The 24,374-nt window shown below is 62.7% G+C and carries 24 protein-coding genes; 13 read left to right on the plus strand and 11 right to left on the minus strand.

The window, feature by feature from the left end; translation table 11 throughout:
• The first annotated feature begins 42 nt into the window (after positions 1-42).
• A complete protein-coding gene (locus DL1_RS00460; protein WP_038060841.1) occupies positions 43-744 on the plus strand; it encodes a DUF502 domain-containing protein in 702 nt (233 codons plus the stop codon).
• On the opposite strand, the gene DL1_RS00465 is transcribed toward DL1_RS00460, so the two are convergent.
• Positions 741-1,778 carry a patatin-like phospholipase family protein gene (locus tag DL1_RS00465; RefSeq protein WP_038060844.1) on the minus strand — a complete coding sequence of 346 codons (1,038 nt, stop codon included), beginning with the start codon at positions 1,776-1,778 and terminating at the stop codon, positions 741-743. The two genes, DL1_RS00460 and DL1_RS00465, sit on opposite strands and share 4 nt — an antisense overlap.
• 124 nt (positions 1,779-1,902) lie before the next feature.
• Positions 1,903-2,955 carry an ATP-binding protein gene (locus tag DL1_RS00470; protein WP_038060847.1) on the minus strand — a complete coding sequence of 351 codons (1,053 nt, stop codon included), beginning with the start codon at positions 2,953-2,955 and terminating at the stop codon, positions 1,903-1,905.
• A gap of 253 nt (positions 2,956-3,208) precedes the next feature.
• Between DL1_RS00470 and DL1_RS00475 the strand changes: the two genes are divergently transcribed.
• A complete protein-coding gene (locus tag DL1_RS00475; RefSeq protein ID WP_038060851.1) occupies positions 3,209-3,616 on the plus strand; it encodes a hypothetical protein in 408 nt (135 codons plus the stop codon).
• Here the strand turns inward: DL1_RS00475 and DL1_RS00480 are convergent.
• From DL1_RS00480 to DL1_RS00490, 3 genes are read right to left on the minus strand one after another with little or no spacing between them, the layout of a single operon-like run.
• Entirely contained in the window at positions 3,613-4,155 is a 543-nt protein-coding gene (locus DL1_RS00480; RefSeq protein ID WP_038060853.1) for a gamma carbonic anhydrase family protein, read from the minus strand. The genes DL1_RS00475 and DL1_RS00480 overlap by 4 nt on opposite strands.
• The gene (gene gmk / locus DL1_RS00485; protein ID WP_038061470.1) at positions 4,152-4,787 is read right to left on the minus strand and encodes a guanylate kinase; all 636 of its coding nucleotides are present in this window, start codon (positions 4,785-4,787) and stop codon (positions 4,152-4,154) included. Before gmk ends, DL1_RS00480 begins: the two co-directional genes overlap by 4 nt.
• 14 nt (positions 4,788-4,801) lie before the next feature.
• Entirely contained in the window at positions 4,802-5,728 is a 927-nt protein-coding gene (locus DL1_RS00490) for a YicC/YloC family endoribonuclease (protein ID WP_245739630.1), read from the minus strand.
• Between the two features lie 165 nt (positions 5,729-5,893).
• On the opposite strand from DL1_RS00490, the gene DL1_RS00495 reads away from it, so the two are divergent.
• The 7 genes from DL1_RS00495 (at position 5,894) to DL1_RS00520 (ending at position 12,969) form a co-directional block, all read left to right on the plus strand.
• A complete protein-coding gene (locus DL1_RS00495; RefSeq protein WP_038060855.1) occupies positions 5,894-6,601 on the plus strand; it encodes a PAS domain-containing protein in 708 nt (235 codons plus the stop codon).
• A gap of 405 nt (positions 6,602-7,006) precedes the next feature.
• Positions 7,007-8,830 (plus strand): extracellular solute-binding protein, encoded by a 1,824-nt coding sequence (locus DL1_RS00500; RefSeq protein WP_038060857.1) that lies wholly within the window; start codon positions 7,007-7,009, stop codon positions 8,828-8,830.
• A 9-nt stretch (positions 8,831-8,839) separates the two neighbouring features.
• Positions 8,840-8,959 (plus strand): entericidin EcnA/B family protein, encoded by a 120-nt coding sequence (locus tag DL1_RS21120; RefSeq protein ID WP_074854943.1) that lies wholly within the window; start codon positions 8,840-8,842, stop codon positions 8,957-8,959.
• A gap of 148 nt (positions 8,960-9,107) precedes the next feature.
• Positions 9,108-9,434 carry a hypothetical protein gene (locus tag DL1_RS00505; protein ID WP_038060859.1) on the plus strand — a complete coding sequence of 109 codons (327 nt, stop codon included), beginning with the start codon at positions 9,108-9,110 and terminating at the stop codon, positions 9,432-9,434.
• Positions 9,435-9,478: 44 nt separating this feature from the next.
• Positions 9,479-10,999 (plus strand): class I adenylate-forming enzyme family protein, encoded by a 1,521-nt coding sequence (locus DL1_RS00510; RefSeq protein WP_038060862.1) that lies wholly within the window; start codon positions 9,479-9,481, stop codon positions 10,997-10,999.
• On the plus strand, positions 10,996-11,643 hold the full coding sequence (locus DL1_RS00515; protein ID WP_038060865.1) for a DsbA family oxidoreductase: 648 nt from the start codon (positions 10,996-10,998) through the stop codon (positions 11,641-11,643). Before DL1_RS00510 ends, DL1_RS00515 begins: the two co-directional genes overlap by 4 nt.
• A gap of 105 nt (positions 11,644-11,748) precedes the next feature.
• Complete coding sequence (locus DL1_RS00520; RefSeq protein ID WP_245739628.1) at positions 11,749-12,969, plus strand: multidrug effflux MFS transporter; 1,221 nt, start codon at positions 11,749-11,751, stop codon at positions 12,967-12,969.
• Positions 12,970-13,019: 50 nt separating this feature from the next.
• Here DL1_RS00520 and ntrX read toward each other — a convergent pair whose 3' ends face one another.
• From ntrX to dusB, 5 genes are all read right to left on the minus strand, one after another.
• Positions 13,020-14,420 (minus strand): nitrogen assimilation response regulator NtrX, encoded by a 1,401-nt coding sequence (ntrX, locus tag DL1_RS00525; protein ID WP_038060868.1) that lies wholly within the window; start codon positions 14,418-14,420, stop codon positions 13,020-13,022.
• Positions 14,417-16,696, minus strand: a complete 2,280-nt coding sequence (locus tag DL1_RS00530) for a sensor histidine kinase NtrY-like (protein WP_038060871.1) — start codon at positions 16,694-16,696, stop codon at positions 14,417-14,419. The genes ntrX and DL1_RS00530 overlap by 4 nt, the downstream gene beginning before the upstream one ends.
• A 69-nt stretch (positions 16,697-16,765) precedes the next feature.
• Positions 16,766-18,139 carry a sigma-54-dependent Fis family transcriptional regulator gene (locus tag DL1_RS00535; protein ID WP_038060874.1) on the minus strand — a complete coding sequence of 458 codons (1,374 nt, stop codon included), beginning with the start codon at positions 18,137-18,139 and terminating at the stop codon, positions 16,766-16,768.
• Between the two features lie 3 nt (positions 18,140-18,142).
• Positions 18,143-19,210 carry a two-component system sensor histidine kinase NtrB gene (locus DL1_RS00540; RefSeq protein WP_038060877.1) on the minus strand — a complete coding sequence of 356 codons (1,068 nt, stop codon included), beginning with the start codon at positions 19,208-19,210 and terminating at the stop codon, positions 18,143-18,145.
• Positions 19,207-20,169 (minus strand): tRNA dihydrouridine synthase DusB, encoded by a 963-nt coding sequence (gene dusB / locus DL1_RS00545; protein ID WP_425441849.1) that lies wholly within the window; start codon positions 20,167-20,169, stop codon positions 19,207-19,209. The genes DL1_RS00540 and dusB overlap by 4 nt, the downstream gene beginning before the upstream one ends.
• A 233-nt stretch (positions 20,170-20,402) precedes the next feature.
• On the opposite strand from dusB, the gene DL1_RS00550 reads away from it, so the two are divergent.
• The 4 genes from DL1_RS00550 (at position 20,403) to DL1_RS00565 (ending at position 23,859) form a co-directional block, all read left to right on the plus strand.
• Positions 20,403-21,530 (plus strand): bifunctional 2-C-methyl-D-erythritol 4-phosphate cytidylyltransferase/2-C-methyl-D-erythritol 2,4-cyclodiphosphate synthase, encoded by a 1,128-nt coding sequence (locus DL1_RS00550; protein WP_038060886.1) that lies wholly within the window; start codon positions 20,403-20,405, stop codon positions 21,528-21,530.
• 4 nt (positions 21,531-21,534) lie between these two features.
• Positions 21,535-22,041 carry a phosphatidylglycerophosphatase A family protein gene (locus DL1_RS00555; protein WP_038060889.1) on the plus strand — a complete coding sequence of 169 codons (507 nt, stop codon included), beginning with the start codon at positions 21,535-21,537 and terminating at the stop codon, positions 22,039-22,041.
• Complete coding sequence (locus DL1_RS00560) at positions 22,041-22,511, plus strand: CinA family protein (RefSeq protein ID WP_038060892.1); 471 nt, start codon at positions 22,041-22,043, stop codon at positions 22,509-22,511. The genes DL1_RS00555 and DL1_RS00560 overlap by 1 nt, the downstream gene beginning before the upstream one ends.
• A gap of 169 nt (positions 22,512-22,680) precedes the next feature.
• Complete coding sequence (locus DL1_RS00565) at positions 22,681-23,859, plus strand: ammonium transporter (RefSeq protein ID WP_038060894.1); 1,179 nt, start codon at positions 22,681-22,683, stop codon at positions 23,857-23,859.
• A 32-nt stretch (positions 23,860-23,891) separates the two neighbouring features.
• On the opposite strand, the gene DL1_RS00570 is transcribed toward DL1_RS00565, so the two are convergent.
• Positions 23,892-24,359 carry a type II toxin-antitoxin system RatA family toxin gene (locus DL1_RS00570; protein WP_038060896.1) on the minus strand — a complete coding sequence of 156 codons (468 nt, stop codon included), beginning with the start codon at positions 24,357-24,359 and terminating at the stop codon, positions 23,892-23,894.
• Between the last annotated feature and the right edge of the window lie 15 nt (positions 24,360-24,374).

A 24,374-nucleotide genomic window follows, 5' to 3' on the forward strand; every position in this document is an offset into this window, starting at 1 on the left:
GCGCCTGCCTAGATAGCGAACACAGATAGGCGCGAGAGAGCTATGATGCGACCCGATGACTTGCCCCCGACGCGCCGCCGCTCGCGAATGGCCGCCCTGCGCGGCTCATTCCTGACCGGGCTGATCGTCGTTGCCCCGATCGGACTGACGATCTGGCTGATGTGGACGATGGCGGGCTGGGTGGATGGCTGGGTGCTGCCGCTGATCCCAAGCGAGCTGCGCCCCGAGCATTACATCGGCATCAATGTGCGCGGCATCGGCGTGATCATCTTTCTGGTGTTCACGGTCATCGTGGGCTGGCTCGCAAAAGGGTTCTTCGGGCGCACCTTCCTGCGCATCGGGGAAAGCCTTGTGGACCGCCTGCCCTTCGTGCGCACGGTCTATTCCGGGCTCAAGCAGATCGCGGAGACGGTGCTCAACCAATCCGAGGCAAAATTCGACCGCGCCTGCGTGATCGACTACCCGCGCGAAGGGATCAAGGCGATTGCCTTTGTCTCCTCCAGCGCGAAGGGCGAGATCGCGGAGATGGCCGATGACAGCGATCCGTTGATCTCGGTCTTCTTGCCGACCACGCCGAACCCGACCTCCGGTTTTCTGCTCTTCGTGCCGCAATCGCAGGTGCGCTATCTCGATATGTCGATCGAGGATGCGGCCAAGCTGATCATCTCTGCCGGTCTGGTCTACCCCACGCCCAAGGATGCGCGCAAAAGCACGAACGGGCGCGGCGAGACCGCCCGGAGCTAGTCGAACAGTTCCTGCAGATCGGTTGAAGCGGAAATTCCGATCTTGTCGGCATGGGTCTCAAGCCAGTGATCGGCGGCCTTTTGCCCCGCGCGCTTGAGCCGCTGGAGTTGTCCATGCTCAGGCACGATCTTGGAGGCCGCCGACAGCTCGGTCATGATCTCATCATCGCCGATCATATGGATCAGCACATCTTTCATGCTGCCCTCGGGAATGCGCCCCTCCGACAGCAGACGGCGCACAAAATTGATCGCCCGCAATTCGCGCAAGAGCGAGGTGTTGAAGCTGATCTCATTGATCCGCTCCTCGATCTGCGAGGGCGTTTGCGGGATTCGCTCACGCAGAAGCGGATTGATATTCACCACCACGACATCACGCGGATACTCCGGCGCGAAAAGCGGAAAGAGCGGCGGGTTTCCGGTAAAACCGCCATCCCAATAGGCTTCGGTCTCGCCGGTGCTCGGGTCCTCGATCTCAACGGCGCGGAAGATCTCGGGCAGGCAGGCCGAGGCGAGGATCGCATCCACAGTGATCTCACCGCCCGAAAACACCCGCACCTTGCCCGTGCGCACATTCGTGGCCGAGACGAACAGCGCAGGCTGAGCGGCCGCGCAGACATCGCTATAGTTGAATTTCTCGACCACCGAGCGCAGCGGATTGACGTAGAACGGCCCGGTATCATAGGGCGAGACTAGGCGCGTTACGTTGTCGAGAAATGCGGCAGGCGTAAACGCCTCGAACCAGCGAAACAGTGCCTGCGTACCCGGCAATTGCGGGGGAATGTAGCGCTCAATCCGCATATCGGCGGTCTCCGAGACCTGCCCCCACAGCCGGTCCAGCTCTTCGCGCGCACCCTGACGGCCACCGCGCACCCATCCCGCCTTGAAGGCGGCGCCGTTCAGCGCACCTGCGGAGGTCCCTGAAATCGCTAGGTATTCAAGCCAGTTCTCGTCCAAAAACCGGTCGAGCACGCCCCAGGTGAATGCCCCATGCGCGCCACCGCCCTGAAGTGCGAGATTGATCTGCTTGGTCTGCATAATTGCCCCAATTTTCTGCTCATATCCTCGCTCCCCGAAGGAGCATATAAGATCGAAGTCTGAGATGTCGCCCCTAAGACGGAATTATGCCGCAGGCCCGTGCCCTGCGCGTCCCACCCGGCGCTCAGTTGAGCGGCAGGATGATCGTGAAGCGACTGCCCTCGCCGGGCGTGCTTTCCACGCGCAGACGCCCGCGATGGCGCGCGACGATGTGCTTGACGATCGCAAGCCCGAGCCCGGTCCCGCCTTTCTCACGCGAGCGATGCGTGTCCACGCGGTAAAACCGCTCGGTCAGGCGCGGCAGATGGACCGGATCGATCCCCTCGCCAAGATCCAGCACATCGACGCGCACGGCAGGCGCACCCAGCACCGGCTCTTGCGCAATGCGCGACAGGGACACGCGCACCTCGCCACCCTGCCCGCCATATTTGATCGCATTCTCGATCAGGTTGGTGAATACTTGGGTCAGCTGATCGGGATCGCCCGGCACGCGGATCTCGCCGGTCTCGCCCTCGCGGATCAGCGCGACATTGCTCGATTGGGCAGTATGTTCCAGCGTTTGCAGCACCCCGCGCAGCAATACCGACATATCGACATTCGTGGTTGGGCGACGGCGCTCTTCGCCCTCGACCCGACTGAGCGACAGCAGATCGCCCACAAGCCGGTTCATCCGCGAGGCCTCACGCTCCATGATCGACAAGAAGCGATCCCGCGCCTTGGGATCATCGCGCGCCGAGGACCGCAGAGTTTCAATAAATCCCATGAGCGCGGTGAGCGGCGTGCGCAGCTCATGGCTGACATTGGCCACGAAGTCACGCCGCATCGCCTCAGCGCTCTCAAGAGCCGTAACATCCTCAAAGCTGATCAGAACGCCGCCTGCCCATGGCGGCAGCGGATGGGGCAGAGGCACGAGCGTCACCATCTGCACCGAGGCGGATTCCCCGCGCGGCGAGAGGCGCAGCCGAACCCGCTCGGGTCGAACACCGCGCAGGGCTTGATCCATGGCAAAGCCAAAATCCGGTTGGCGCAGCACAGTGACATAGCTGCGCCCCTCTGGAACGGCGCCCAAGATGCGCCGCGCTTCAGGATTAATCGCGATAATGCGTTCGTCACGCCCGATCACAAGCGCCGCTTGCGGCAAAATCGCAATGAAATCATGTAGATTTTCATGGTCCATGATCACGCCCCCGCCCCGAAATCCGCGCCCTACTTGTGCTCAGAAATCTCGGATCTGTAAAGCCGGGTCTTTGAGGCGCATTTTAGTTGTTAAGACTTTGTTAACGTTTCGATGCAACGATCATTTTGCAAAGTGCAAACACGGTTGCAGCGGGTAAACTGAGAGTTTAGAGGTGTTTTGACATATAGGTGTATTCAAAACTAATGATATACACACCGATGTGTTCGCCGTGGCAGGAGTTTTTTGCAAGGCTATGTCTGAAATGCGCTATTCCAAGCAGGCTTTGCGCGCCGTCTTTTTGCATTCCAAGGCAATTGGAGAGGCGCGAAAATTGCTGCTGGTCGAGGCAGAACATGAGTTGCCACTCGCGTTGCACGGCGTCGCGGGGCTTGAGATTCGTGTTATAGAACTGGATCTTGTCACTCGTGAGGAGTTTGCCGAGTTCCGCCCGGATCTGGTGCTCGCCCCCCTGCTGACGGCGCGCTTCGATATTCTCGATCTTGCGCAGAGGCTGGAGGCCATCGGCTATACCGGCGCGCTGCGGGCCTATTGCAAACCGCTGCCCAACGCACGCGTGGTTCTCGCCGAGGTCAAAAACAATTTTCCTAAGCTCGATTTCGCGATTTTCGAAGTGCCTGTGGTGAATGAGCGCGACAATTAGCTCAGGTTTTGCGTGGTCTGAGCCAGCGCACGCAGGCCTTTTGCAAAACGCAACGCGTTCGCCCGGTAATGTGCCGCCGATTGCAGCAGCTTTTCACGCGCCTGCGCATCGAGCACCCGCACGACTTTACCCGGCGCGCCCATCACCAGCGACCCATCGGGGATCTCTTTGCCCTCGGTAATCAGCGCGCCTGCACCAATCAGACACCCGCTCCCGATCTTCGCGCCATTGAGCACCGTCGCGCCCATGCCGATCAGGCTGCCTGCGCCAATCGTGCAGCCATGCAGCATCGCCTTGTGGCCAATCGTGCAATCGGGCCCGATCGTCAGCGCAAAGCCCGGATCGGTGTGGCACACGACATTTTCTTGAATGTTGGCCCCGGCACCGAGCCGGATTTCTTCGTTATCGCCGCGCAACGTGACGCCGAACCAGACCGACGAGGTGCCTTCCAGCACGACCCGCCCGATGATATTGGCATCGGGTGCCACCCAAGCGTCTGCGGCGATATCGGGGCGAATCCCGTCCAGCTCATAGATCATCTTGCGTCAAACTCCGTGTTGAGGGCGCGCACAAAGGCGTTGAGCCCGGGTTGGCGGTTGGCCCGCGCACGTTCGGCCATCAGGATCGTCTTCAGTTCAGCCTCAGCGGCATCGACGTCGCGGTTGATGATGACGTAATCATACTCGCCCCAATGGCTGATCTCGGTCATCGATTTCTCCATCCGCCCCGCGATCACCTCATCGCTGTCTTGCGCGCGCGTGCGCAGACGCTGCTCAAGATCTGCAATCGAAGGCGGCAGGATGAAGATCGAGACCACATCGCTTGCCAGACTGGAGCGGCGGATCTGCTGACCGCCCTGCCAGTCGATATCGAACAACGTGTCGCGGCCATCGGCCATCGCGGCCTCGACCGGGCCTTTGGGCGTCCCGTAGAGATTGCCGAACACCTCGGCATGCTCCAGCATCTCCCCCGCCGCGACCATCTCTTCGAACGCGTCTCGGGTCTTGAAGAAATACTCCACCCCGTCGCGCTCACCCTGCCGGGGCTGACGGGTCGTGGCCGAAACCGAAAAGCGCAGCGTCGGATCCCATGTCATGAGACGGCGCGCCAGCGTCGATTTTCCGGCCCCCGAAGGCGATGACAGGATCACAAGCAAACCTCGGCGGTGCATATCGATCATCGGGCTCACTCCACGTTCTGAATTTGTTCGCGCATCTGATCGATCACATATTTCAGGTCAAGCCCGATCCGGGTCAGCGCACTGTCATTCGATTTCGAACATAAGGTGTTCGTCTCGCGCACGAATTCCTGTGCGAGAAACTCGAATTTTCGCCCCACCGGCCCGGGATCTGCCAGCAGCGCGCGCGCCGCCGTGATATGTGCGCGCAGGCGGTCGATCTCTTCGGTGATATCGGCCTTCACCGCCAAGAGCGCAAGCTCCTGCGCGATGCGGTCCTGATCTGCGCCGGGAGTTGCCTCCATCACGCGGGCCAGAGCGGTGCGAAGGGCCTCTGCCGCCTCGGGCCTCCGCGCTTGCGCGCGTGTCTCGGCCTCATCGGTCAACTCGTCGATCCGGTCGATCTGGCCCGCAATGATCCGCCCCAGCTCGGCCCCTTCGGCGCAGCGCATCGCATGGAACTGCGCCAGAACGCGCTCGGCATCCGCGAGCAACAGCGGCACCAAACCGTCGGGGGTCGCGGGCGCAGCCGGGCCTTGTTCCAGCACTCCGCGCAGCGTCAAAATCTCCGCAGGCGTGCTCGGAGCCATCGCCAGCCCCTGCCCGGTTGCCGCTTTGTTAACCTCGTTCAGAGCGTTCAGCGCCGCCGCCAGCGCCTCCGGGTTAACGCGCAATGTGTCGCTCCCACCCTGACGTGTCAGCTTGAGCGAGAGCTGGATGTTGCCCCGCGCCGCGACCTGCGCCACGGCCTTGCGCAGCCCGGCCTCAAGCCCTGTCAAATCAGGGACTCGCAGCCGCAGATCGAGCCCTTTGCCGTTGACCGAACGCAGATCCCACGTCCAGTCATGCTCCAGCCCCGCGCCCTGCTCCGAGGCGAAGCCGGTCATCGAAACGGTGTGGATCTCGCCCTGGAAAATGTCCTGCGTTTTAACCATTTTGTAGTTTTGTTCCCCATACAGGTGAAAACTGACGTATTAAGTGTTCAGTAACAAACTCGCTCCGACGGTCAACCGAAACGACCGGAAGGCTATGCTGGCAGCGGCGTTTGAGGTGTAGGGATCGCGACCGCGGCGTCACGATCATGATAGGGTAGGTTTGAAATGGAACGCGAGTCGCAACCGAAGATCATCCCCATCGGCGCAGGCGTCGGACGCCGGGTCAGCAATGAGCTGCGCGCCTATTGGGAAGCGCTGCGCAAGGGGCGCAATGTGCCCGCACGCTCTGAGGTGGACCCGCGCGGTATCGAACGATCGCTGGAATTCGCCTTTATTCTCGAACGCGTAGCCCCCGGCATGGGTCGGTTTCGGCTCGCGGGCACTCATCTCAATGACGTCATGGGCATGGAGGTGCGCGGCATGCCGCTCAGCGCGCTGTTCACCCCCGATGGCCGCAAGAAGATCTCCGAGATTACCGAGGCCGTCTTTGCCGGTCCCGAGATTGCAGAGGTCGATCTGCGCGCGCAAACCGGCATCGGCAAGCCCGAGCTTGCAGCCCGGCTCCTGATCTTGCCGCTCGCCTCGGATCTGGGCGATGTCACGCGTGCGCTCGGATGTCTCGTCGCCGAGGGAGAGCTGGGCCGAACGCCGCGCCGGTTCGAGGTCAGCGCCCGGCGTTTGATCGAGATCGGGGCCGACGCCCCGGCGCAACGCCCGGCCCCGGCCCCGCTTCAGCGCGAACAGCTGGGATTCGCGGAGAGCCAGGCGCCGTTTGCCGGCCCGCCGCGCAAAAAGACGCCCTCCGAGCATTTCGCCGAGATGACGCCCGATGAGCGGCGCGCGATGTTCCGCGTGGTGCGCGAGCCACACTGAGCCGCGCCTGCCCTTGGCCTCTGACCAAAGCCCCCGCCTTCGCGCCGCGACTCGTGTCGCGCGGATGCGGGTTTTCCTTTTCAAACCGCTCCCCCAGATTCGATGAGTCGTCCCTCACGCTGCGGCGGCTGCGCTCACGCGCTCGGCATAGAACCGCCAGCGTTGCGCAATTGCCTGTGAGAACAGGGCATGAGGGCTTGCTACTGGGCATGAAAACGAAAAAAAAGACGCCCGCACGAAGCGGGCGTCAAGTCATGAGGCAGGTTTCATACAGGCAAGAAACCTATCGAGCAGTAAGATCCTTATACGCAATGCGACGCCTCTCTCCAAGGGAAAAGTTTGCGCACTTTCAATCGCCTCGCTAGCTTGGCGCTATAATAAACGGGCAGAAGAGGGATTGTTGCGATGTTGAGATCGGTGTTTTTCCGAGCAGCGGTAATCGGTACGCTTGCGTTGAGCCCAATATTTGCGGGGCCTGCCCTTGCCGCACCGCAAGGGGCGATCGCAATGTATGGCAAACCCGCCCTGCCCGATGGTTTTGACCACTTACCCTACGCAAACCCGGATGCCCCCAAGGGCGGTGAGATCCGATTCGGGGTCGCGGGGATGTACGATTCTTTCAATCCATGGATCCTGAACGGACGTCCGGCGCAGGGAATCAGCCAATATGTGACCGAATCGCTCATGGGCCGGTCCTGGGACGAGCCCTTCACGCTTTATGGTCTGCTCGCGCAATCCATCGAGACCGATGACGCGCGAAGCTGGGTCGAATTCACGCTGCGCCCGGATGCGAAATTCTCGGATGGCAATCCCGTCACCATCGAGGATGTCATGTGGAGCTATAAAACGCTGGGCACGGAGGGCCATCCGAAATACCGCAACGCGTGGTCCAAGGTGGCCAAGATGGAGCAGACCGGCCCACGCTCCGTGCGCTTTACCTTCACCGAGCCCGACCGCGAATTGGCGCTGATCATGGGGCTGCGCCCGATCCTTGAAAAGGCGCAGTGGGTGGGCAAGGATTTCGCCAATACGACCGACATGAAGCCGATTGGCTCGGGGCCCTACGTGATCGACAAGGCCGTGCCCGGCAAATACATCATCCTCAAGCGCAACCCGGACTATTGGGGCCGCAATCTGGGCTTCAACAAAGGCCGCAACAATTTCGATTTCATCCGCTACGACTATTTCGGCGATGGCGGCGTTGTGTTCGAGGCCTTCAAGGGCGGAGCGATCAACACCTATAAAGAGTTCAACGTCTCGAACTGGCAGCGCAATTACAATTTCCCTGCCGTGCAATCGGGCGAGATCGTCAAATCCGAGATCCCCAACCAGCGCCCCTCGGGCTTCAAGGGGCTGGTGATGAACACCCGCAACCCGATCTTTGCCGATTGGCGGGTCCGTCAGGCCATGATCGATGCGTTTAATTTCGAATTCATCAACAAGACCGTCAATGACGGGGCCGAGCCGCGCATCACCTCTTATTTCTCGAATTCCGAGCTGGGGATGAAGCCGGGCCCTGCCGAGGGCAAGGTGCTCGCACTCCTTGAGCCGTTCAAAGATTCGCTGCTTCCCGGCACGATCTCGGGCTACTCCCTGCCCAAGAGCGACGGCAAAAACCGCAACCGCAAGAATATGCGTTCCGCAGCCAAGCTGCTGCAAGAGGCGGGCTGGCAGGTCAATGACCGCGGTATCCTCGAGAAGGACGGACGCCCCTTCACCTTCGATATCGTCTTGCAGCAGGGCGCGGCTGAAACCCAGAGCATTGTCGATATCTACACGCAGGCGCTCAAGCGTCTTGGTATCGTGCCGCAGGTGACGGTGATTGATGACGCGCAGTATACCCAGCGCACCAATGCCTATGATTTCGATATGGCATGGTTTTGGAACACGCCCTCGCTCAGCCCCGGCAATGAGCAGATGTATTACTGGGGACACAAGGGTGTGACCGAACAGGGCACGCGCAACTGGATGGGGATGAACTCCCCGGCAGCTGAGGCGATGATCAACGACATGCTCAACGCCCGCAGCCATGAGGATTTCATCGCAGGCGCCCATGCGCTCGACCGCATCCTGACCGCTGGACGCTATGTGATCCCGGTGTCTTTCGCGCCGGTTGACCGGATTGCGCATATCAAGGCGCTTCACTACCCCAAGAAAACACCAGTATACGGGGACTGGTCGGGCTTTGAGCCCGACGTCTGGTGGTATGACGACAAGACCAAGCAATAGGGCAGAAAAATGAAGATGTTGATCCTTATGGCCGCGATGGCGGTGACCTTGGCAGGGTGCAACACGGTGGCCGGTGTGGGCGATGACATATCGGGGACAGCGCGCACGGTTCAGGGCTGGATGCACTGATCCGAGCGGAGTGATTGCGGCGAAGGTGCGGTGAAGGAACCACAGCGGCCCGAAATGCCTTTTGCCTTTGCAGAGCCCGGCGCGCATTCTAGCGATTGGCGAGGGTCAGCCTGCGCAGGCGCGGATAGACGATAAGGAGACAGCGCTGATGAAATGGCATCACATCGAGGAAAACTGGGCATCGTTCTACGAGGCGATCACGGATCGCTGGCCCGAAGCCGACCCGGCGGATCTGGACGAGATCGACGGCGATCAGCGCGCCTTTCTGCGCTATATCGCCGAGCTGACTGAGCAAGAGCCGATCGACGCGCGCGAAGAGGTGCTCGAATGGCTCCGGGGCGAGTTGCCCTCGGATGTCGTGATGGATCCGGCCCATGACAACCGCTCGATCATGCTGTCGGGCAAGTATATCCCCGAGGGCGAGGATGAATCCGATGATGACGCGCGCTTTGGCGATGACGAGGAAGAGGAATGACCGGCGCGCCGGTCCTCCCGGACGCAGCTAACTGAGCGTGTCGGATGCGCTCTGAATTCCTCTCTGCACCGCTGCCCGCGCCGCCCGCCGCGTTCAACATGGCAGCCCATGTGCTGGCGGCGGGGACTGCGCGCCCGGATAAGCTTGCGATGCAGATCGTGCGGCCCTCCGGGGCGGAGCGCTGGTCCTATGCTCGTTTGATCGCCGCAGTCCGCGGGGCGGGCACACGGCTGTTGGAGCAAGGACTGGTTGAGGGCGACCGCGTGCTCTTGCGTCTGGGCAATGGCCCGGAATTTCCGGTGGCTTTTCTGGGCGCGCTGGCAGCGGGGCTGATCCCGGTGCCAACCTCGGCCCAGCTCACTGCCCCCGAAATCACCCGGCTTGCGCATGTCATCGACCCTGCCGCCATCCTTGCAGGTCCCGATCTGGCGCGGCCCGACCATCCCGCGCGGGTGATCGAGGCGTCCACCCTCCACCGCGCCGAAGACGCCGCTCCTTGCGCCTTCCAGATGGGCGACCCGGAGCGTCCGGGCTACATGATCTTCACCTCTGGCCCCGGCGGGCAGCCGCGGGCCGTGGTCCATGCCCATCGCGCGATCTGGGCCCGTCAGATGATGCATCAGGGTTGGTATGCGATGCGTGAGGCCGACCGAATGCTTCATGCGGGCGCGTTCAACTGGACCTATACGCTGGGCACCGGGCTGATGGATCCGTGGACGCTGGGCGCCACGGCGCTGATCCCGGGGGCGGGCGTCGAGCCGCGCAGCCTGCCGCTTTTGATGAAGCGCTTCGATGCCACGCTTTTCGCCGCGGCTCCCGGCGTGTTTCGCCAGATCCTTGCCCATCACGCCACGCTCACCCTGCCGCGCCTGCGTCATAGTCTGAGCGCGGGCGAGGCTTTGCCTGAGCAGACCCGCCAAGCCTGGGAGGCGGCCAGCGGCACACCGATCTATCCTGCGCTTGGGATGTCGGAATGCTCGACCTTCATCTCGGCCAGCCCTGCGCGCCCGGCCCCGCCCGGCGCCACGGGCTATCCGCAGCCCGGTCGGCACATCGCGGTCTTGGATGCCGACGGCCTGCCGGTCGCACGCGGCACGCCGGGGGAGCTGGCCGTGCATGAGGGCGATCCGGGGCTGTACCTCGGCTATTGGGGGGCACCCGAGGCCAGTGCCGCGCGCCGTCGGGGTCCGTGGTTTGTCACGGGCGACATGGTCAGCATGGCTCAGGATGACGCGATCACCTATCTGGGGCGCGAGGACGATATGCTCAATGCCGGGGGATTTCGGGTCTCGCCGCTTGAGATTGAAGAGACGCTCGCCGCCTGCCCCGATGTGGGCGAACTGGCCGCCGTCGAACTCGCGGTGAAGGCCGATGCGAGCGTGATCGCGCTGGCCTATACCGGCCCTGTCAGCGCCGAGAGCTTGGCCACCTTTGCCCAATCCCGTCTGGCGCGGTACAAGCAGCCACGAATCTACCGCCGCATCGCCACGCTGCCGCGCAATCGCAACGGAAAGCTGCAACGCGCCGCGCTGCGCGGGATGCTGACCGAAGGAGACCGCCCATGATCCCGCTCGATATTTTCGCCGATCCCGTCTGCCCGTGGTGCTATATCGGCAAGGCGCGGCTTGATCAGGCGCTGCAGGCCCGGCCCGACCACCCTTTCGTGCGCAGCTGGCAGCCCTTCCAGCTCAACCCGACGATGCCCGCGCAGGGCATGTCGCGCGCCGATTATCTGGAAGCCAAGTTCGGCAAGGACAAGGCTGTGAAGATGCATGTGCAACTCTTGGAGATCGCGCAGGCCGAGGGGATCGAATTCCACCCCGAGCGCGTCACCCATCAGCCCAATACCCGCGATGCGCACCGTCTGCTTTACTGGGCGGGGATCGAGCATGCGCAGGGTGCGGTTATGGATGCCATCTTGCGCGCACATTGGATCGAGGGGCAAAACATCTCCGACCCCAAGCTGCTGAGCGAGATCGCACAGAGCTGCGGAATGGACGGCGCTCTGACGGCGCGGCTGCTGGCCTCGGAGGCAGATCTCGACACGCTTGCCGCCAAGGAACGCCACGCCCGCGAGCGCGGCATCACCGCCGTTCCGACCTTTATCGTGGCCGAGCGCCATGTCGTCGAAGGCGCGCAGCCGACCGATCTTTGGCTGCGTGTGATAGATGAGCTGTCAGGCGCCCCCGAAACGGCCACCCAACACTAATCACCTCCGCGTGAGCGCACAGCTCTCTGCGCGCTCCCCGCACTGGTCATTTGGGCCAGAACGCCTTTATGGTGCGCCCAAATTTTGCGCAAAAGAGTTCCAGACATGACCCAGATTCCCGACGCGACGCTCGTCGCGCGCAATCGACGTTCGCTGCCCGAATTGATCGTGATGCTCGCAACCCTCACCGCGACCATCGCGTTTTCAATCGATGGCATGCTGCCCGCGCTGCCCCAGATCGCCGCCGATCTGAGCCCGGACGCGGTCAACCGCGCCCAGCTTGTGCTCACATCCTTCGTGCTGGGCATGGGGTTGGGGACGATCATTGCCGGACCGATCTCGGATGCGATCGGGCGCAAGCTGACGATCAATATCGGGATCGCGATCTACATGGTGGGCGCTTTCGTGGCCGTGCATGCGCAAAGCCTTGAGGCGCTGCTTGCCGCCCGCGTGCTGCAAGGGATCGGGGCCGCCGGCCCTCGGATCACCGTGATGGCGCTGATCCGCGATCTGTTTGCGGGCCGCGAGATGGCGAAGGTGACCTCCTTCATCATGATGATCTTCATTCTGGTGCCAGCGGTTGCACCCTCGGTCGGGTCGCTGATCATCTCGGCTTTTGATTGGCGCGGCGTGTTCTGGGCCTTCATCTTGTTCGGTTTCGTGGGCGTGAGCTGGCTCAATCTGCGCCAGCCCGAAACGCTGGCGCCCGAAAACCGCCGCCCGATCAGCGTGGCCAAGCTGACCGCTGCCGCGCGCGAGGTTTTCGCCCATTACGAAGTGCGCATCTACATCATCACGATCACTCTGGGCTTTGGGCAGATGTTCGCGTTACTCTCTTCGGCCCAGCAGCTCTATGCCACGCATGGCGTGACCGATACCTTCCCGCTTTGGTTCGCGGGCGGCGCGCTGATGGCGGGCACGGGCAGTATTTTCAACGCCCGCTACGTGATGACGCTGGGGATGCGCAAGATCGTCAAGGCGAGCTATATCATGCAGATCTGCGTCTCGACGGTGATGCTGATCCTCGTGCTCGCAGGCTTCACAGATGGCGCGGCGGGCTTCCCGCTCATCTTCATCTACACTGTTACGGTGTTCTGGATGGCCGGGGTGACCTTTGGCAATCTCAATGCGCTGGCGCTAGAGCATATGGGCCATATTGCGGGGACGGCTGCGACCATCGTGACCGCGATCTCGACGGTGGGGGCCGTGCTGATCGCGGCGCCCGTGGGGCTGGCCTTCAACGGCACAGCGCTGCCCATCGTGATCGCCACGCTGATCTGCTCGACGCTGGCGTGGTTCCTGATCCGCAAGACTCAGGAAATCTGATCCACAGAGAGGGCCTGCGCCAGTCGCGCGGGCCCTTTCTTTGTCGCGGCTCAGTCCTCTTCCTCGCCGACATGGGCAATCCGCGCGCCTGCCTTGTTCGAGGTCACAACCCCCAAAGTCTTGAGCTTGCGGTGCAAAGCCGAGCGCTCCATGCCGACGAAATTGGCCGTGCGCGAGATATTCCCGCCAAAGCGGTTGATTTGCGTCAGCAGATATTCGCGCTCAAACAACTCGCGCGCCTCGCGCAGCGGCAAGGTCGCAAGCGCACCGCCCAAGACAACGCGCCCCTCATCGGACGGAGAGGATTGACCGGGCAGCTCGCGCGCCTCAATCGGGCCGCTGCCCTCGCCCAAGATCAGCACCCGCTCGATCACGTTGCGCAGCTGGCGAATATTGCCCGGCCAATCCATCGTCTGCATCAATGCGGCGGCCTCTTCCGAGATCTCACGCAGCGGCAGGCCTTGGGTTTCGTTGAAACCGCGCAGGAAATGGCTGGCCAGAAGCGGTACATCCTCGCGCCGATCGCTCAGCCCCGGAACCTCGATCGGCACCACGTTGAGCCGGTCATAGAGCTCCTGACGGAAATCCCCGCTGCGGATCATCGCAACCAGATCGCGCGTGGTCGAGCTGATCACCCGCAGATCGACGCGCACCTTATCGGCACCACCCACCCGCATGAATTGCTGCTCGGTCAGAACCCGCAGGATCTTGGATTGCGTGCCCAGCGGCATCTCGGCCACCTCGTCGAAATAGATCACGCCGCCATGGGCCTGCTCAAGCAGCCCCTTCTCGATCCCGCGCTCAGGCGTTTCGCGACCAAAGAGAACCTCTTCCATCCGGTCGGGCTCAATCGAGGCGGAGTTGACGGTGACGAAGGGCCCCGCCGCGCGGGTGGAATTCTGGTGGATGAAGCGCGCGGCCATCTCCTTGCCCGAGCCCGGCTCGCCCGAGAGCATCACCCGCCCGTTCGATTTCGTGACTTTATCCAGCTGATCGCGCAGCCGCCGGAAGGCCGCCGACTCGCCGATCATCTCGCCCGAACTCAGATCGCGCCGCTTGAGCGTGGAATTCTCGCGCCGCAGCCGCGCGGTTTCCATCGCCCGCCCGATCACGACCATCAGCTGGTCAATGTTGAAGGGTTTTTCGATGAAGTCATAGGCGCCCTGCTTGATCGCGGCCACCGCGATCTCGATATTGCCGTGACCCGAGATGATGATCACCGGCACGTCGGGGTTGTCGCGCTTGACGGTCTTGAGAATGTCGATCCCGTCCATCTTGCTGTCTTTCAGCCAGATATCGAGGATCATCAGCGCCGGTTCGCGGGCGTTGATCTCATCCATGCAATCGTTGGAATTGGCCGCCAACCGGGTCTGAAAGCCTTCGTCTCGCAAGATATCAGCAATCAGTTCGCGGATGTCTTTCTCGTCATCGACGATCAGGATGTCGCTCATGTCACGTCTCCGGGGGCTTCGCCCCTCTCCTTGATGGCCCGCTGAGCCGCGCGGGCGCGCGGCAAGCGGATTTCGGCAAGCGCACCGCAATGCGCCCCACTGCTGAAGGCTGGCGCGTCGCTGAGTGTCAGCGTCCCGCCATGCTCCTCGATGATCTTCTTCACGATGGGCAGGCCAAGCCCGGTGCCCTTCTCGCGGGTCGTCACGTAAGGCTCGAAAAGCCGCGAGCGGTCGGGCGGCAGGCCAATCCCGTTATCGGCGATGCGGATCGTGACCATCTCGGGCGCGACCTCCATCGAGACACGCACCTCGGGCGCAAAGCCCTCGGGGCGGGATTGCGGCTCTAGGCTTTCAATTGCCTCGCCGGCATTCTTGATCAGATTGGTCACCGCCTGCGAGATCATCGTCGCGTCAAGCTCGACCACGACCGGCTCTGCGGGAATATCGGCCACCAGCGTCGCCCCGTGCAGCGCCTCTTCTTGCAAGGTCGCGGCATCGCGCAGGATACGGGCAAGATCGTGATCGGCCCGGTCCGGCTCGGGCATCCGGGCAAAGCGCGAAAACTCGTCCACGATCCGGCGCAGATCATCCGTCTTGCGCACAATCACCCCGGTCAGATTGTCGAGCGTTTCGGCATCCTCGCCCTCGACCATGCGCGAGAACTTGCGTTTGATGCGTTCCGCAGACAGCTGGATCGGGGTCAGCGGGTTCTTGATCTCATGCGCGATCCGGCGCGCGACATCGCCCCAAGCGGCCATGCGCTGAGCCGAGACCAGCTCGGTCACATCTTCAAAGGCCACCACATAGCCCTCGGGCGTGCCCTCATCATTGCGCCGCACCGCCATGCGCACCAGCAGACTTTCCAGCCGACCGTCGCGCGAAAGCCGGATTTCTTCTTGAACCACTTCATGAAGACCGTCTTGTAACCGTTTGTACATGCCCATGAATTCAGGAACAGTCATCGCAAGGGTCTGCGGCGTGCCGGAGGCAGGCGCGAGCGTCAGAAGCTGCATCGCGGCACGGTTGGCAAAGTCGATCTGACCCTCCGCATTCAGCCCGATCACGCCCGAGGTGACCGAAGAGAGCACGGAATCGAACAGGCGGCGGCGTTCCTCTGTCTCGTGATGGCTCTCGACCAGTGCCATCCGCTGCGTCTTGAGCTGGCCCGTCATCCGGTTGAAGCTCTGGCCCAAGGTTGCGATCTCGTCATCGCCATCGGCCTCGATCACCCGCGCATCGAGATCCCCGGCGCCGACCCGCTCGGCCGCTGCAGCCAGCCGCCCGATGGGTTGCGACAGACGCTCGGCAAACCATAGGCCCATCCAGATCGCGGCCAGGATCAGGATCAGCGCAAAGCCGAAATAGACCAGCCCGAACTCGAACAGAACGCGCCCGCGCGCCGATTCGAGCTGTTGATAGAGCATCACCGTCTCGCGCGTCTGATCGAGCAGCGACAGGATTTTCCCGTCGACCTTGCGCGAGATATAAAGGTAGCGGTCGACGAAGGCATTGAGCCGCACCAGCGCGCGCAGCTCGGAATTGGGCCAATCCTCGATCAGAACCGTCTCGCCCTTTTGTGCCTCGACGATATCCTTGGGCGAGGGTTCCTCGTAGTTGAACAAATAAGAGCGGTCGCCGCGCGCGATGATCTTGCCCGTGCCGTCGATCACATAGGCCTCTTTGACACCGCGCTGGATGCCCGCCTGACCCGTCGTGAGCAGCGATTTCAGCTCGCCATCCGACATGAAGGTCGCGGCTTGCCGACGCAGATTGAGAAAGGCTGCAAGCGCGCGCACATCCTGAACGAGATCTTGCTTATGCTCGGCCTGATAGGCTTCCGCCGCCGAAAGCGATGTGCCGACGACCGAGCGCACCCGATCCGAGAACCAGCCCTCCAGACCGATATTCACCGTGAGCCCGGCAAACAGCGCCACCAGCACCGTGGGCACCAGCGCGATACCCGCAAACACCCCGGTGAGGCGCAAAGTCAGGCGAGATCCGGCAGAGCGCGCGCGCTTGGCCGCGATGATCTGCGCCAGCCGCATCATGATCAGACCGGCCAAAAGCAGGAAATAGACGAAATCGGCAAGAAGGATCAGGCGCAGCCCGGTGCTGTCCCCGCCCTGACCCAGCGGACCGAGCACGAAAAACGTCGCAATCGCAAGCGCTGGCCCCAGAACGACCAAGCCCAGCGTGACGACATTGCGGACCCGCCGCCGGCGTCGAAAACGCGCCAGCCGGTCCCATCCCGTGCGATATCCTGTGCTGCTCTGCACCGATGCCCCTTTCACACAGGCCGCAACAAATCCGAACGAACGGAAAAGCCACAGCCCCCTGTTGCTGGTTTACATCAGTTTGCGTCGCCGTGTCACCTGAATATCCAGATCGGTGATCTTTTTTCGCAAGGTATTGCGGTTGATGCCAAGGAGGTCCGCACATCTGGCTTGATTTCCGCCGGTCGCATCCAGCGCAATCTCGATCAGCGGGCCCTCCATCTCCTTCAAAATGCGATCATAAAGTCCGGCGGGCGGCAGATTTCCACCGTGAAGATCAAAGTAGCGGCGCAAATGTCGCGCAATCGAGGCCGAGAGCTTCTCGCCCTCGCCGCCTTGGCGCAGCGGCTCAATCGCGGGCTGATTGCCAAGCGCAAGCTCCACTTCCGTGCGCGCAATCTCCTCTTCGGGCGAGGTCACGGCAAGGCGCCGAATCGTATTTTCAAGCTGACGCACATTGCCCGGCCACGAATAAGCACGCACGAGTTGCATCGCATCGGCGGTGAAGCGGCGCGTGCCCAGCCCTTCGCGCTCGGCGCGGCTCAGGAAGTGATCGGCAAGCAGCGGAATATCTTCGACCCGCTCGCGCAGGCTCGGCACATTCAGCGTCACCCCGCCCAGTCGGTAAAACAGATCCTGCCGGAACCGCCCGGCCTCCATCAGCCCCGACAGATCGCTTTGGGTCGTGGCCATCACCCGCGGCGCGGGATCGGGCAGCGCATCGAGCATCCGCACGATCCGGCCCTGCGTGTCCTCGTCGTAATCGCCCACCTCGTCGAAAACGAGCGAGCCGCCGCGCGAACGCGACAGCAGTGTCGCAGGCCCGTCGGCCCCTTGCAGATCGCTCGCCTGCGCCACGACAAAGGGCAGCGTCCGGCGATCCGAGAAGTCGTGAATTGCCCGGGCGATCAGAGACTTACCAGTCCCACTTTCGCCCGCGATCAAAACCGGAAGATCGGCATTCATGACCCGCGCAACCAAACGGTAGAGATCTTGCATCGCTGCCGTGCGCCCCACCAGCGGCAGATCACCGGCTTCGGTGACGGCGTTCTCATTGGGTTTGCTGGGACTCGGCGCGCGGCGCTTCTGCTCCAGCGCCTTTTGGGCCCGTTTCATCAGATCCGGCAGATCGAAAGGCTTGGGCAGGTAATCATAAGCCTCTGCTTCGGCAGCCTGAATCGCGGTCATGATGGTGTTTTGCGCCGAGATCACGATCACCGGCAGCCCCGGGCGCTCCTGTCCGATCCGGGGCAGCGCCTCAAGGCCATTGCCGTCGGGCATCATCACATCAGAGATCACCAGATCCCCTTTTCCCTCCTCAACCCAGCGCATCAGCGTCACAAGCGAGGCGGTCGCGTGAACCTTACAACCCGCGCGCGTCAGCGCCTGGGTCAAAACGGTGCGGATCGTGCGGTCGTCATCGGCGACAAGTACGGTGCCGTCCATGGCTCAACTCTCCTTCGGCGCTACAGGCAGGGAAATACGGAAACGGGTGCGGCCGGGCACGCTGTCGAGGCTGACCCAGCCGTTATGGTCAGAGATGATCTTGGAGACGAGCGCGAGGCCCAGCCCCGTGCCATTCTCGCGCCCCGATACGAAGGGCTCGAAAATCTCGTTGGCAATGGCGGGCGGAATGCCCGGACCGTCATCGACGATCTCGATCTGCAACGGCAAGGATTGGCCCGAGCCATCGGCACGGCGCAAACGAAGGCTGTGTTCATAGAAGGTGCGGATCTTGATTTTTCCGCCACCCTCAGAGGCTTGCGCTGCGTTCTTCAACAGGTTCAGAAAGACTTGCGTCAGCTGATCGGCATCGCCTTGCGTGGCAGGCAGCGAGGGGTCGTAATCCTCTTCGATCTTCATATGCGCGCCGAAGCCGACGATGGCGGATTTGCGCGCGCGCTCCAGCACATCGTGGATATTGACCGCTTTCTGTTCCGGTGGACGCACATTGCCAAACTGCTCGACTTGCTCAAGAAGCTTTACGATCCGCCGCGTCTCATCGACGATTAGATCTGTTAATTCAAGATCTTCGCCCGACAAGTTCATGCTGAGCAACTGGGCCGCACCCGCGATACCAGCCAGCGGGTTCTTGATTTCATGGGCCAGCATCTCTGCCATCCCGATCGCCGAGCGCGCCGCGGATTTCACCATGCTCGCCCGGCCCAACCGGTCGGCCAGCTCACGCGGCTCGATCAGCAGCAAGATCCGGTCGGGCTCATCGCCAAGCGGGGCGGCCTGAAGGTTGCACTGGACCGGAGCCTTTTCGCCCGTCGTCACCTCGACATCGTTCACAAACAGCGAGGCGCGATTGCTGCGCACGCGGGCGAAGACCTCTTCTAGCGGGGCGGAAATCGCCAGCCGCTCGCCAATCTTCTGACCGCGCAGCGCGCGCCCCGATAGGTTCAGAAACAGCTCGGCTGCGGGGTTCACCTCTTCGACGCAATCCGCGCCATCAATGAGCAAGGCGGGCGTCGGCAAAGACCCCCAGATCGTTCCCGGTGCAGGCAGAGTCATGCCGCGATCCTCTCGCCAAAGGCGCGTTCAATCAGCGCCAGCACATGTTCGGGGGTCTCCGCCACCATCATTTCCGCGCGCAGCGGAGCTTGGGCGCGCTCGGCATACCAGCCCAAATGTTTGCGCGCGAGCCGCAGCCCGAGGTCACGACCGTAGAAGCTCAAGATCGAACCGTAATGCTCTGAAATAAAATCACAAAGCTCCGATCCAACCGGCTCTTTCGGGGCGCGCGTTCCAAACAGCTCAGCGCTGATCTGCGCCAAAAGCCACGGCGCGCCCTGTGCCCCACGCCCAACCATCACGCCGGCGCTGCCCGAGTGCGACTGCGCGAGGCGCGCGCTCGCGGCATCGACGATATCGCCATTGGCAATCACCGGGATCGAGACCGCCTCGCGCGTCGCGGCAATCGCGTGCCAATCGGCCTGCCCTTTGTAAAACTGCATTCGGGTGCGCCCATGCACCACGATCATCTTGATGCCTGCGGCCTCGGCGCGCCGGGCGATCTCGGGGGCATTGCGCATATCATCATCCCAGCCCAGACGCATCTTAAGCGTCACCGGCAGATCGACCGCGCCCACCGTGGCCTCAATCAGCCGCAAGGCGTGGTCGGGATCGCGCATCAGAGCAGAACCGGACGCCCCGCCCGTCACCTTCTTGGCCGGGCAGCCCATATTGATGTCGATGATCCGCGCGCCCATATCGGCGACCATCCGTGCGGCCTCGGCCATGGGCTGCGGATCGCGACCGGCCAGCTGCACGGAGCTTGGCAGATCCAGCCCCAGCTCAACCCGCGCTTTCGCCCGCACCGAGGGCTTACGTGTAATCATCTCGCCCGATGCCACCATCTCGGACACGACCAGACCGGCTCCGAACCGCGCAACCATGCGGCGGAACGGCAAATCGGTGATTCCCGCCATCGGTGCCAAGAGAACCGGCATCTCGATGTCCGTCTGTCCTATTTTCAATGGCTTATGCACATCTTGTCCTGTCAGTCGCTGGCCTATCTCTACAAGGTCGCCCGGGGATACACAATTTTCATCGCGCATCCTATGGTGGAGAAATCAGCAGTTGCGTAAATTTTGTGCGACATTTTTTGGGCGGACAGCGATTTTTCGCCTCTCGCGGGGTTTTGGCCCGGCGATTGCACAGGCGCGCGGCTTGGCCTAAGCCTGTGGCGAGCCTCGGAGATCGCATGAGTACAGCCGTTATTATCGTAGCCGCCGGGCGCGGCACCCGCGCAGGTGGCGCGCTGCCCAAACAGTGGCAGACCCTCGCCGGAAGACCGGTGCTGGCCCATACGCTCGCAGCCTTCGAGGGCGTGGGCCGGATCGTCGTGGTGCTGCATCCCGATGAGATGGATCGCGGGGTTGCCCTTCTGGGCGGTCGGGCAGTGCTGTGCGCGGGCGGCGAGACACGCGCCGCCTCGGTGCGCAATGCGCTTGAGCTGCTCGACGGCTCGGGCGTCGAACGGGTGCTGATCCATGATGGCGCGCGTCCGCTGGTGAGCCGCGATGTGATCGGGGGCGTGCTCGATGCGCTGGCCTCCTACGGGGCGGCCGCCCCTGCGCTGCCGGTCTCGGATGCGCTCTGGCATGGCGAGGATGGCGAGGTCAGCGGCACCCGCTCACGCGAGGGGTTGTGGCGGGCGCAGACCCCGCAGGGCTTTGACTTCGAGGCGATCCTCAAAGCCCATCGCGCCCATCGCACAGAGGCCGCCGATGACGTGGAAGTCGCGCGCGCGGCCGGAATAGCGGTTGCGATCACGCAGGGCTCGGAAGACAATTTCAAGATCACTTACGCAGAAGATTTCGCCCGCGCAGAGCGGTTGATTGGGGGCCAGATGGATATTCGGTTGGGGCACGGCTATGACGTGCATGCCTTTGAAGAGGGCGATCACGTCATCCTGTGCGGGGTGCGCGTGCCGCATGACCGCGCGCTCAAGGGGCATTCGGATGCCGATGTGGGGATGCATGCGCTCACCGATGCGATCTATGGCGCGCTGGCCGAGGGCGATATCGGGCGTCATTTCCCGCCATCGGACCCGCAATGGAAGGGCGCTGCCTCCGAGATCTTTCTCGATCACGCCGCCAAACTGGCCGATGCGCGCGGCTTTCGGATCGGCAATGTCGATGTCACGCTGATCTGCGAGCGCCCCAAGATCGGGCCGCATGCGGGGGCCATGGCCTCCGAGCTGGCGCGCATCATCGGGCTTGAGCCCGCGCGGATCTCGGTCAAGGCGACCACCTCGGAGCAGCTTGGCTTTACCGGGCGCGAAGAAGGCATCGCCGCGATTGCGACCGTCACCCTGATTAAGGAGTAGGCCCATGCTGCGCGCCATCAACACTGTAGGATATGTGGGGCTTTTGCGGCCCGCGCCGGGCACGTGGGGCTCACTGGTGGCGGTGCTGCTGGGCTGGGCAATCGAGCATTGGCTGGGCTTTCTGCCTTTGCTCGTCGCGACCTTGGCAGTCACAGCGCTTGGCTTCTGGTCGATCCGGGCCCAGCTGGGTGACAGCAGTGACGACCCATCCGAAATCGTGATCGACGAGGTCGCGGGCCAGTGGGTCGCCCTGCTCTTCCCTGCCTTCGGGTTCTGGTCACGTGGGCTGAGCATGGGCGTCGATCTGCATATGGTCTGGCCCGGTCCGGTCGCAGCTTTTATCTGTTTCCGTCTGTTCGACATCTGGAAGCCTTGGCTGGTCGGGCGCGCGGATCGCCGTCATGACGCTGCGGGTGTGATGCTCGACGATCTTTGGGCAGGCCTTTTTGCCGGTCTGCTGACAATCGTGCTGGCCGCGCTTTACCACATCGTCTTTCTCGGGTTGATCTGATGGGGGCGCGCGCGGTGCTTGATGCCTGCAAGGCCCGTGGCGTGATGCTCGCCACCGCCGAGAGCTGCACCGGCGGCATGGTGGCCGCCGCCCTGACCGAGATCGCTGGCTCATCAGCCGTGGTCGAGCGCGGCTTTGTCACCTATTCCAACGCCGCCAAGATGGAAATGCTTGGGGTGCGCGCGGCGACGCTTGAGGCCCATGGCGCGGTCTCGGAGCCAGTGGCGCGCGAAATGGCCGACGGCGCGCTCGCCCGCTCGCGGGCGCAGATCGCGGTGTCGATCACCGGCATCGCGGGCCCGGGCGGATCGGATCACAAGCCCGAAGGCCGGGTCTGTTTCGGCCTTGCCCGCGAGAGCACGCCCACCCGCGTCGAGACGGTCGAATTCGGCGCTCTGGGCCGCGACAAAGTCCGCCAAGCCGCCTGTGCGCATGCGCTGGCACTCTTGCTGAGCGCCGCCCAAGCCTGATTCACTCACGCCTGTTTTGCGGGCATGATCGTAATTTTCCGCCTATTTTTGCACCAATTCCAAAAACGATGCAAAAACAATCGCCTCTCGAGGCGATCGTTGCTTTCTTGAGCACTCCCGATGCGCTCTGACCCCTTGCGACAAGTACGACCACGCGAGGAGAGACAGGATGAACGGCGCAGATACCGCCTGGGTCATGACGGCCACGGCACTGGTGCTTTTGATGACATTACCGGGGCTTGCGCTGTTTTACGGCGGGCTAGTGCGGGCGCGCAATGTGCTCTCGGTCTTCATGCAATGCTTCTCGATTGCGGCCCTCATGAGCGTGCTCTGGCTGCTCTTTGGCTATTCCATCGCCTTTGGCACGGCCGACCCCTATTGGGGCGGTCTGGGGAAATTCGGGCTGATCGGGGTCACGCCCGGCACGCTGAGCGGCTCGATCCCCGAGATCGTCTTCTTCGGCTTTCAGATGACCTTCGCGATCATCACGCCCGCACTGATCGTCGGCGCTTTTGTCGAGCGGATCAATTATGTCTTCGTGATGATCTTCTCGGGGCTTTGGATGCTGATCGTCTATGCGCCCGTCACCCATTGGATCTGGGGCGGCGGCATGATGTCGGATGGCGGCATCTTCGGGGCTGTGGGCACGCGCGATTTCGCAGGCGGGATCGTGGTGCATGAGACGGCAGGTCTCGCCGCGCTGGTGCTCGCGCTGATGATCGGGCCGCGCGAGAAACGCACCACGCCGCCGCATAATCCGGGCATGGTCGCGATGGGCGCGGGCCTGCTGTGGGTGGGCTGGTTTGGCTTCAACGGCGGCTCGGCGCTGGCCGCAGATGGCACGGCGGGCATGGCGATCACCGTCACCCATCTGTCGGCGGCGGCCGCCTCGCTCAGCTGGGCGCTTTGGGAGCACGTTAAATTTGGCCGCGCCTCGATGGTGGGCCTTGTGACCGGCACGATTGCGGGGCTGGCCTCGATCACCCCGGCGGCGGGCTATGTCGGCCCGCTCGAAGCGCTGCTGATCGGCTTTGTCGCAGGCATCCTGTGTCAGGAATGCGTGGTCTTGCTGCGCGAGCGCCTGCATGTCGACGACTCGCTCGATGTCTTTGCCGTGCATGGCGTTGGCGGTATTTTCGGCACGATCATGATTGCAGTTCTGGGCCATGGCAGCATGGTGGCCCAGCTGGGCGCGTTACTCATCGTGGGGGTGTTCACCGTGGTGCTGACATGGATCATCGCACGTGTTGTGCGCCTATTCGTGCCGATCCGGGTGAGCCGTGAGCATGAGACGGACGGGCTTGACCTGTCGACCCATGGCGAGCGCGCTTATGACATGAACTCGTGACACGGGTCGCGAGCGGCGCGTCTGCGCGCCGCTCACGCCTTTTGCGCGCCCGCTCCGTAAAGCTGGGCTGCGCGTTTCTCGAAGGCCATCACGATCCGGTTCATCGCCTCGTTGAACACCGCACCGATCACCCCGGCCAAGATCCGATTCTTGAATTCGAAATCCACGAAGAACGCGACATTGCAGCCGCCCTCTGCGCGGTCTTCAAAAGTCCAGTAGCTCTTGAGATATTTGAACGGGCCGTCGAGATATTCCGTGTCGATCCGGTTCGCATCGGGGTTGAGCACGACGCGCGAGCCGAATTTCTCGCGAAACACTTTGAACGAGATCACCAGATCGGCCTCGAGCAATTCAGTGCCATTCCCTTGCGGCTTGCGCGCCCGGATTCGGGCTGCGGAATTCCAGGGGAGAAACTCCGGATAACGCTCGACATCGGCCACCAGGTCGTACATTTGCCGGGCCGTATAGGGCAGGCTCCGATTTTCGCGATGTTGTGGCATGGGACTCCCGTTTTC

The organism is Thioclava dalianensis (assembly GCF_000715505.1).
GTDB classification, from domain to species: Bacteria; Pseudomonadota; Alphaproteobacteria; order Rhodobacterales; family Rhodobacteraceae; genus Thioclava; species Thioclava dalianensis.

What these genes read in the sequence shown, in the direction of transcription:
- DL1_RS00570 (WP_038060896.1), bottom strand. Translation starts at nt 24,359, where the DNA reads ATGCCACAACATCGCGAAAATCGGAGCCTGCCCTATACGGCCCGGCAA.
- ntrX (WP_038060868.1), bottom strand. Translation starts at nt 14,420, where the DNA reads ATGAGCGACATCCTGATCGTCGATGACGAGAAAGACATCCGCGAACTG.
- DL1_RS00540 (WP_038060877.1), bottom strand. Translation starts at nt 19,210, where the DNA reads ATGACTCTGCCTGCACCGGGAACGATCTGGGGGTCTTTGCCGACGCCC.
- DL1_RS00475 (WP_038060851.1), top strand. Translation starts at nt 3,209, where the DNA reads ATGTCTGAAATGCGCTATTCCAAGCAGGCTTTGCGCGCCGTCTTTTTG.
- DL1_RS00465 (WP_038060844.1), bottom strand. Translation starts at nt 1,778, where the DNA reads ATGCAGACCAAGCAGATCAATCTCGCACTTCAGGGCGGTGGCGCGCAT.
- DL1_RS00520 (WP_245739628.1), top strand. Translation starts at nt 11,749, where the DNA reads ATGACCCAGATTCCCGACGCGACGCTCGTCGCGCGCAATCGACGTTCG.
- DL1_RS00500 (WP_038060857.1), top strand. Translation starts at nt 7,007, where the DNA reads ATGTTGAGATCGGTGTTTTTCCGAGCAGCGGTAATCGGTACGCTTGCG.
- DL1_RS00495 (WP_038060855.1), top strand. Translation starts at nt 5,894, where the DNA reads ATGGAACGCGAGTCGCAACCGAAGATCATCCCCATCGGCGCAGGCGTC.
- DL1_RS00510 (WP_038060862.1), top strand. Translation starts at nt 9,479, where the DNA reads ATGCGCTCTGAATTCCTCTCTGCACCGCTGCCCGCGCCGCCCGCCGCG.
- DL1_RS00470 (WP_038060847.1), bottom strand. Translation starts at nt 2,955, where the DNA reads ATGGACCATGAAAATCTACATGATTTCATTGCGATTTTGCCGCAAGCG.
- DL1_RS00460 (WP_038060841.1), top strand. Translation starts at nt 43, where the DNA reads ATGATGCGACCCGATGACTTGCCCCCGACGCGCCGCCGCTCGCGAATG.
- DL1_RS00505 (WP_038060859.1), top strand. Translation starts at nt 9,108, where the DNA reads ATGAAATGGCATCACATCGAGGAAAACTGGGCATCGTTCTACGAGGCG.
- DL1_RS00565 (WP_038060894.1), top strand. Translation starts at nt 22,681, where the DNA reads ATGAACGGCGCAGATACCGCCTGGGTCATGACGGCCACGGCACTGGTG.
- DL1_RS00515 (WP_038060865.1), top strand. Translation starts at nt 10,996, where the DNA reads ATGATCCCGCTCGATATTTTCGCCGATCCCGTCTGCCCGTGGTGCTAT.
- DL1_RS00560 (WP_038060892.1), top strand. Translation starts at nt 22,041, where the DNA reads ATGGGGGCGCGCGCGGTGCTTGATGCCTGCAAGGCCCGTGGCGTGATG.
- DL1_RS00550 (WP_038060886.1), top strand. Translation starts at nt 20,403, where the DNA reads ATGAGTACAGCCGTTATTATCGTAGCCGCCGGGCGCGGCACCCGCGCA.
- DL1_RS00555 (WP_038060889.1), top strand. Translation starts at nt 21,535, where the DNA reads ATGCTGCGCGCCATCAACACTGTAGGATATGTGGGGCTTTTGCGGCCC.
- DL1_RS00490 (WP_245739630.1), bottom strand. Translation starts at nt 5,728, where the DNA reads ATGGTTAAAACGCAGGACATTTTCCAGGGCGAGATCCACACCGTTTCG.
- gmk (WP_038061470.1), bottom strand. Translation starts at nt 4,787, where the DNA reads ATGCACCGCCGAGGTTTGCTTGTGATCCTGTCATCGCCTTCGGGGGCC.
- DL1_RS00535 (WP_038060874.1), bottom strand. Translation starts at nt 18,139, where the DNA reads ATGGACGGCACCGTACTTGTCGCCGATGACGACCGCACGATCCGCACC.
- DL1_RS21120 (WP_074854943.1), top strand. Translation starts at nt 8,840, where the DNA reads ATGAAGATGTTGATCCTTATGGCCGCGATGGCGGTGACCTTGGCAGGG.
- DL1_RS00480 (WP_038060853.1), bottom strand. Translation starts at nt 4,155, where the DNA reads ATGATCTATGAGCTGGACGGGATTCGCCCCGATATCGCCGCAGACGCT.